The sequence below is a fragment of the Microcystis sp. LE18-22.4A genome, assembly GCF_027531105.1.
In the GTDB taxonomy this organism is placed as follows: domain Bacteria; phylum Cyanobacteriota; class Cyanobacteriia; order Cyanobacteriales; family Microcystaceae; genus Microcystis; species Microcystis aeruginosa.
This window is the reverse complement of record NZ_JAPZRB010000364.1, coordinates 1-7,178: the sequence shown is the minus strand read 5'-3', so window position 1 is coordinate 7,178 and position 7,178 is coordinate 1. Positions and strand designations below refer to the sequence as shown.

Sequence of the window (7,178 nt, the reverse complement as noted above, 5' to 3'; positions counted from 1 at the left end):
GCGCGACTTTTTACCCGGCCAAGCTTTTCTGGTCGGAACCCCCTAAGCCGAGTTTTCAAGGTGCTGCGCCGTCCACTTGGTTTTCGAGACTGGCCTTTTAATTCTAACGTAAAGCCAACCTAGAACGGCGGGGTTTCAGACCCAAAATTTCCGATGACCAATGCACCTGACGACTACGATAGTCCTTGGAAAACGGCTCTGGTGCGGTATTTCCAGGAATTTCTGGCGTTTTACTTTCCGGCGGCTTATGAGTCCATTGATTGGACATTCCCCCATAGGTTTCTGGAGCAAGAACTGGCCCAAATTGTGGCAGATGCGGAATTAGGGCGGCGACGGGTGGACTGTTTGGTAGAAGTGACCCTGACCACGGCCAAGCAGGAATGGGTTTATATTCATGTGGAGGTTCAGGGGCGACGGAATAGAACCTTTGCTGAACGGTTGTTTATTTACAACTATCGGCTTTATGACCGTTACCGTCGCCCGGTTGCCACCTTAGCCGTGTTAGCAGATACAAATCCAAGCTGGCGACCCCAGGGATTCAGCTACGACTTGCTTGGTAGTCGGACAAGCATTGAATTTGCGACAGTAAAAATTCTTGACTACGCCAACTGTCTCAATGCTTTGCTAGACAATCCCAACCCTTTTGCCCTGGTGACTGCGGCCCATTTATTAACCCAACAAACCCGCAATAATCCGTCAGGGCGCTATGACGCCAAGTGGCAGTTGGCTCGATTACTATATGAGAGGGATTGGGATAAGCAACGGATTCTTGATTTGTTTGGCATTATCGACTGGTTAATGAAGTTGCCCCAAGACTTGGAGAAACAACTGTGGACGTCCATTCAAAATTTGGAGAAAAATAAAGCCATGCCCTATGTCTTATCGGTAGAACGTATTGCCCGTCAAGAAGGTCGTCAAGAAGGTCGCCAGGAGGGTCGTCAGGAGGGGCTTCTCGAAGGAGAATCTCTGCTGATTGTGCGACAGTTGTCAAAACGATTTGGTACCCTGAGTCCGGATGTGGTGGCCCAGATTCGTGGGCTGACGGCGTCGCAATTAGAACAGTTGGGGGAGGCTCTCTTGGATTTTCAATCCTTGGCGGATTTGGATAACTGTTTGGATTCCCTTTAAATTCAGGTTTGTTAAGCGACCAGTTTAGTCAGTCCACTGCCGCAGCCCTAGACCGAGTTACGGATTTTGCTATTGGTACTGATAAAATTGACCTGCTTAGTCAAGCTGGTGCGGCAATATCGTACTTTTAGCCCTGAAATATATGATAGCGATGATAGTTTAAAAAATCTAAATCTGGTAAAAAGCGATCGGGAACATTTAAAGTTTTACCGCGATAGTTGATAAAATTTAGTGCTAACGTCTCGCTACCTTGATCCTGAGCCTTTTTTTCGATCTCATGGCCAATAATTAATCTTAAATCCTCATCGAAACTAATTAAACCTCGATCGAAAGCAGTATCATGAGTACGAGCTAGGCACAAGCCATTATGAGGGTTTAAACGCTGTTCAGGAAATTGACTCCAGGGTAATATATGACTAGCTGTTAGTAACAGAGGAATGGGATTTCCTGTAATACAGCAACGATAGTTATATAGGGCTAAAATTGTCTTTCTAAAAAAGTTTTGTCCGATTCTAACTTTTCTGATTGCCTCGTTTTCTGTTTTAATCTTTTCCGAAAAATCAAGTCTGGTAAAATCCTCTTGCTGTTCGTTGATAACTCCTAAAAGAACCTGTAATTTTTCCTCACTTTCTAGGGCTAATTCTGTCCAGTTATCCTCGAACTCTTGCCAGATTTGTCGATCAGCTTTACTGATACCTTTTAACCCCTGTACTCCTCGCAATTGATGCCTGGGATCGAGAGAACCAAAATTACATAATTTCATCACCAGGGCCGATGGTGTTCGCTGTAACTTTTCAGCGACTTCGATAATAACAGGATTATTGGTGTGGAATTGTCCATAGGGAAATTTATAGTATAAATTGAGAGCGATCAGCAGCTCATCCCTTGTCCATAAATTCTTAGTCATAGCCCTTGGAAAATACCACGATCAGCCCTGAAATTACTGCTCAAATCAAATCGGGAAAAACTTCGCGCACTGCTGGATGAATTAACCGATGATTGGCGACATTTAACCCCTTAGCGAGGGAAACATCTTGATCCAAAGCTTTTACTCCATGGTCGGCTAATTTAATAACGTAGGGAAGGGTACTATTATTTAAAGCTTGGGTTGCCGTCCAGGGGACTGCTCCTGGCATATTAGGCACTCCATAATGTACTACTCCCGACTCCAGGTAAGTCGGTTGACTGTGGGAAGTGGCCCGCAGAGTTTCCACGCAGCCGCCTTGATCCACTGCCACATCGACAATTACAGAACCAGGGTTCATTTTGGCGACTAAAGAGCGAGAAACTAGAGTTGGCGCTCGTTTTCCTAAGACTAGCACTGCCCCAATCAATAAATCGGCCTTAGGAACCACATTTTCTAATTGTGCCGGGCTACTATAAAGCAATTCTACCCTGGAACCGAATAAAGTCTCTAAATAGGCCAAGCGCTCGACGTTAATATCTAAAATAGTTACTTTTGCTCCCATACCGATGGCAATTCTGGCCGCTTCCGTACCCACCACACCACCGCCAAGGATAACCACTTGTCCAGGACTCACCCCGGGGAAACCCCCCAGTAAAACTCCCCTACCTCCCTGTTGTTTTTCCAGATAGCGGGCCCCAAATTGTACCGAAAGACGACCGGCAATAACACTCATGGGAGTCAAGAGAGGCAAACGACCATCGGCAAGCTCGACCGTTTCATAAGCGATCGCAGTTGTTCCCGACTCGATTAATGCTTCCGTTAAATAGCGCTCGGCCGCTAGGTGTAAATAGGTGAATAGAAGAGCTTCTTTATTTAAAAAGCCGTATTCTGCCTTAAGCGGCTCTTTTACCTTGACAATTAGCGGTTTATCCCAAACTTGTGCCGCTTTTTCCACAATTTTGGCCCCGGATTTTTGGTAATCTTCATCGCTGAATCCAGCACCCAATCCGGCGGCCGTTTCCACAAATACCCTGTGACCGCGATCATTGAGTACACGCACACTACTGGGACTTAAACCGACGCGAAACTCTTGATCTTTAATCTCTTTGGGAACACCTATTTCCATGGTTTGCTTCTGGGGGACTATTTCTAACTAGGGTATGCTGAAAAAGTTTTTCGGTGGGTGTGGGGTGTGGGGTGTGGGGTGTGGGGTGTGGGGTGTGGGGTTTTAGCCATTTTCAGGGGAAAAGTGCCTGAATTTTCCCCCAGATCACTCCAAGGGCCAGTACTTATCGAACAATGTTTTTAGATTTATTCAGCCAACCCTATAGTTGCGAGTTATCAGGCATACTATTGGGGAATTTTAGCGACTTTTTTGGTATTCTTCCAGCAAATCGATTAAATCTATCTGACATTTGCTGGGTAACAAATCTGCCAGGGAAACTTGCAGATGACCACCTCCGAGGGTGACTTTTATCTCCCGCAGGATAGACATGACTGCATTCTCGCTTAAGCTGTCGTTTTCGAGCAAAGGGAAGACTTTTTCGGCAACGACGCTGTGTAAATGTGCTTCCCGGAGATAGAGATGCCATTTAGCCACGTCAATGTAGATATTGTCGCCGATTTGGGCCGCCAGATTTTCGATGTCCTGAGTTGTATTAGCCATGGGATGTTACCGAGTAGTTAGCGATCGCCGCTATATAAATCAAATGTCCCACCAATAGGATAGCCCAAATTCCCGTGAACAGATTTAACCAAGTCCAATCGGAAAATTTAATGATATGAAAAAACCACAACCCTGAATTAATCGCTAAAAAACCCGCCACATGAACGGCGAAATTCATGCGATCATCTAAACGTCGGAAAGCGGGATCGTTTTTGCGATCGGGTTGACGGGGCCAACGAGGAGGCATAAGCAGTTATTAGTTATCAATTATTCAGTTATCAGTGTACCGTTTTTTTTAGCTAAGTTAAGTTGCCAGAGTGCCTATCCTCACCAAGAAGTTAATTTTTGTCCTATTACTTATCTACTGGCGACAATTTCCACTTCGGGTAAGATTTCTAAAGATAAACGGGTTCTGACGGTGCCAGAAAGACGTTTAAGCAGTTGTGGGCGTAAATCGCGCAGAATATAGATTAATTCGTCTCCGGTGCGCCATTCTTCCCTTTCTGTTACTACCTGTAGGGAATTATCGCGACGCAATAGTAGGGGCAGCAGTTCGCCATTTTCAATTAATTTAGTTAATCTGGTCTGTTGTTCGCTCAAATCATTGCCTTTAAAGATAGTTTTACCCAATTTAATCTGATTATCGTCTAAATACTGATTCCATTCCTTGACCGAAAAACTAGGGAGAAAAACCTGATTAACCTTATTTTTATCCGGGTTGGGGGTTCCCGCAAAGGCAGCCAACAACCGGGGAGGATGAAACTCCTCCCCGGCTCTTTGAGCTAAAACCAGATTAACCTCGCTATTATTAGTCAAAACCAGAAAAGTCCCCATGGATTCGATGCCGGCTTCTTGCAGTATTTTTGTATCAAGTGCGCTACTCTGCAGCACCGTCAAACCGTCTTCTTCTGCTTGTTCACAGGCCCTGGCATCCGTATCGATTAAAACCACGTTTTCCCCTTGTTCTTGGAATAAACAACCGATTAAGCGACCTAGGGGATTACAACCGACGATTACTGCTCCTGTTGCCGCAGAAGAAGTGATTTTTAGCCCTTTTGCCACCCACCGCGCCGTTAATCCCTGAATAAAAACGGTCATTAAAATTGTTAAAAAGACTAAAGCTTTGATCGCTTCACCGCCATTAATACCGGCACGGGTGAGTAAAATGGCAAATAAAGAAGCTACGGAGGCAGAAACGATTCCCCTAGGGGCAACCCAAGCGATAAATAGCTTATGTCGCCAATTTAGGTCACTTTTTAGGGTACACAGAGCCACACTCAGGGGACGTACCACCAGCATCAAGACTAACACGGTCAGGACGCTGCCCCAACCCAAAGCGATCACACTGGCGATCGAAAGATCCGCCGCTAGTAAAATAAACAGTACCGACACGCAAAGAGTCGTTAATTGACCCTTAAAACGTCTTAATAACCGCTCATCGGGAACTGCCGCCGCTTTTAGGACAATTCCCGCCATTACCACCGCCATTAACCCCGATTCACTGCGACTAAATTGCGATAAACCAAATAACCCCCAGACTCCCGCTAAAACCACGAGATTCTTTAACTCAAAAGTCAAAAAATTGCAAGTTTTTATAATAAAACTTAACAATCCCCCTCCAGCAATGCCGATCGCCGCCCCGATGCCTAAACGCAGGGTTAAACCGGTGATAATTTCCATCGGGCGGGAATGACTATCAATAATCGTATTTAGCACCACTACGGCTAAAATTGCGCCCACCGGGTCGATTAATACCCCTTCCCCTTCCAAAAGCGTCGCCACCCGTCGATCTACGGCTACTTGCTTCAGCAAAGGCCCGATCACTGTCGGACCGGTTACCACCACTAAAGAAGCGTAAAGAAAAGCGATCGGCCAGGGAAATTCCCCCAACCAGTGGGCCGCCATACCGCCACCGATGAGAGTGATGGAAGTACCGAGGGTGACAAGATTGCGTAAACTGCCAGAAACTCGCCCTAATTCCCGTCCGCTTAGGCTTAAACCGCCTTCAAATAGGATAATCGCCACAGAGAGAGCAACAAGGACTTCTAAGCCAATTCCCAGACTTTGGGGGTGTAAAATTTCCCAACCATCGGACCCTAAAGCAATCCCAAAAATGAGCAGGAAAACAATACTGGGAACTTTCAGGTATTCGGCGATGACTTGGGCTGTAATCCCCGCCACCACAGTGATGACAATTTGCAGAGTAAGGGCGAAAGATGGATCCATGTTTAGCGATCGGTTATCGGCTATCGGTTATCGAGGCGGGGTTATGGTTGGGGTTTAATCATTCTAATTTTGACTCTCCCCCGCTAACCGCTCGCGCGGTGTAGCGGGAGATTCTCGGTTCATAGGTTTTTAACTAGATCGACCTGGTTTAACCCAGTCGATCCCCGTCAAATCGCCTCCGCGAGCGTTTTCTAACACGGTCAGTCCGACCGCGTTTTTTCCTCGGTTCTCGATTACCTTCGCTGATGCCGTGTCTCTCGGTTCAATGTGGCCGCAAGAATCACACCGGTGAACTCTTTCTGATAACGACTTTTTGCCAGTAATCGCGCCACAATTCGGACACTCCTGGGAAGTTCCGTTTTTATCGACCTTAAGATAATATTTCCCCCGTTTCCAAGCGACAAACGGTAGTATCTCGTTAATAAAACTACCGACACCCGAATCTAGAGATTGTTTTCTAACGATCCCTCTAGACCAGGAAACGAAGTTAATATCTTCAACAAAGATATTATCAGCGAGATCGCAAAGGTAATGAGCTAACTTAAAATGCCAATCTCTACGAGTATTAGACACTTTCTCGTGTAATCTTGCTATCTTATCTTGGAGTTTTAACCAATTGTTCGAGCCTTTGACTTGATGTTTCAAGCGTCTTTGTAGCAATTTAAGCTTACTCTGTACTTTCAACAAAAATCGAGGGGCTTTGATTAAATCTCCCCGTGAAGTAGCGACAAAACTCTCAATCCCCGCGTCGATTCCTAAACAGGTTTTCCCAGTCGTTATATCGGGGACGGATTCTTGGGATTGGAAGGAAACCGAAACGTAAAATCCCGACGCTTTTTGGATAATTCGAGCTTGTTTAGGCTCAAACCCAGACGGGTACTCCCTAGATTTCCTAATCCGAATTTTTCCCAATTGTGGAACATTTAAGTATTCGTCACCTAGAAAGCTTTTTGAGAGCGCAGGAAAAATAAAACTCCGCATCTTTTTCTTGAATCTAGGAAAGCCGAAGCCTTTCGATTTTATATGGTCAAAAGCTTTATCTACAGTTTTTAAGACTTGCTGTAAAACTTGAGCGTTAACCGTCTTTAATATCGGGTAAACTTTTTTAGCTTCCGTTAGATTTTTGGCTTGAACGAAGTAATTCGGATAGGGTTCATCTGCGGAAATTATATACTCGGAAACTAGCGAACAGCGATCCGCAAGACACTTTCGAGAGTTCAACCAATCCTTCCGTTCTGAGAGCGCGTAATT

Annotated in this window: 7 protein-coding genes and 1 pseudogene; 2 read left to right on the top strand and 6 right to left on the bottom strand. The window is 45.5% G+C overall.

Going from position 1 to position 7,178, the window contains the following annotated elements; genetic code table 11:
- Positions 1 to 153: 153 nt before the first annotated feature.
- Complete coding sequence (locus tag O9295_RS16420) at positions 154 to 1,128, top strand: DUF4351 domain-containing protein (protein WP_288033904.1); 975 nt, start codon at positions 154 to 156, stop codon at positions 1,126 to 1,128.
- 20 nt (positions 1,129 to 1,148) lie between these two features.
- Positions 1,149 to 1,250 (top strand): annotated as a pseudogene (locus O9295_RS27905) (bluetail domain-containing putative surface protein); the annotation flags it as partial.
- A 5-nt stretch (positions 1,251 to 1,255) separates the two neighbouring features.
- Here the strand turns inward: O9295_RS27905 and O9295_RS16415 are convergent.
- The 6 genes from O9295_RS16415 to O9295_RS16390 all read right to left on the bottom strand — a co-directional run.
- Entirely contained in the window at positions 1,256 to 2,035 is a 780-nt protein-coding gene (locus O9295_RS16415; protein WP_288033902.1) for an HNH endonuclease, read from the bottom strand.
- A 40-nt stretch (positions 2,036 to 2,075) separates the two neighbouring features.
- Complete coding sequence (gene ald, locus O9295_RS16410) at positions 2,076 to 3,161, bottom strand: alanine dehydrogenase (RefSeq protein WP_149978260.1); 1,086 nt, start codon at positions 3,159 to 3,161, stop codon at positions 2,076 to 2,078.
- A gap of 237 nt (positions 3,162 to 3,398) precedes the next feature.
- On the bottom strand, positions 3,399 to 3,701 hold the full coding sequence (locus O9295_RS16405) for a DUF3181 family protein (protein ID WP_002761852.1): 303 nt from the start codon (positions 3,699 to 3,701) through the stop codon (positions 3,399 to 3,401).
- Positions 3,694 to 3,948, bottom strand: coding sequence for a hypothetical protein (locus tag O9295_RS16400; RefSeq protein ID WP_002761850.1), 255 nt, complete (start codon positions 3,946 to 3,948; stop codon positions 3,694 to 3,696). The genes O9295_RS16405 and O9295_RS16400 overlap by 8 nt, the downstream gene beginning before the upstream one ends.
- Before the next feature lie 110 nt (positions 3,949 to 4,058).
- The gene (locus O9295_RS16395) at positions 4,059 to 5,927 is read right to left on the bottom strand and encodes a cation:proton antiporter (RefSeq protein WP_288033899.1); all 1,869 of its coding nucleotides are present in this window, start codon (positions 5,925 to 5,927) and stop codon (positions 4,059 to 4,061) included.
- 129 nt (positions 5,928 to 6,056) lie between these two features.
- The coding region (locus tag O9295_RS16390) for an RNA-guided endonuclease InsQ/TnpB family protein (protein WP_288033896.1) at positions 6,057 to 7,178 on the bottom strand (1,122 nt) is incomplete at its 5' end.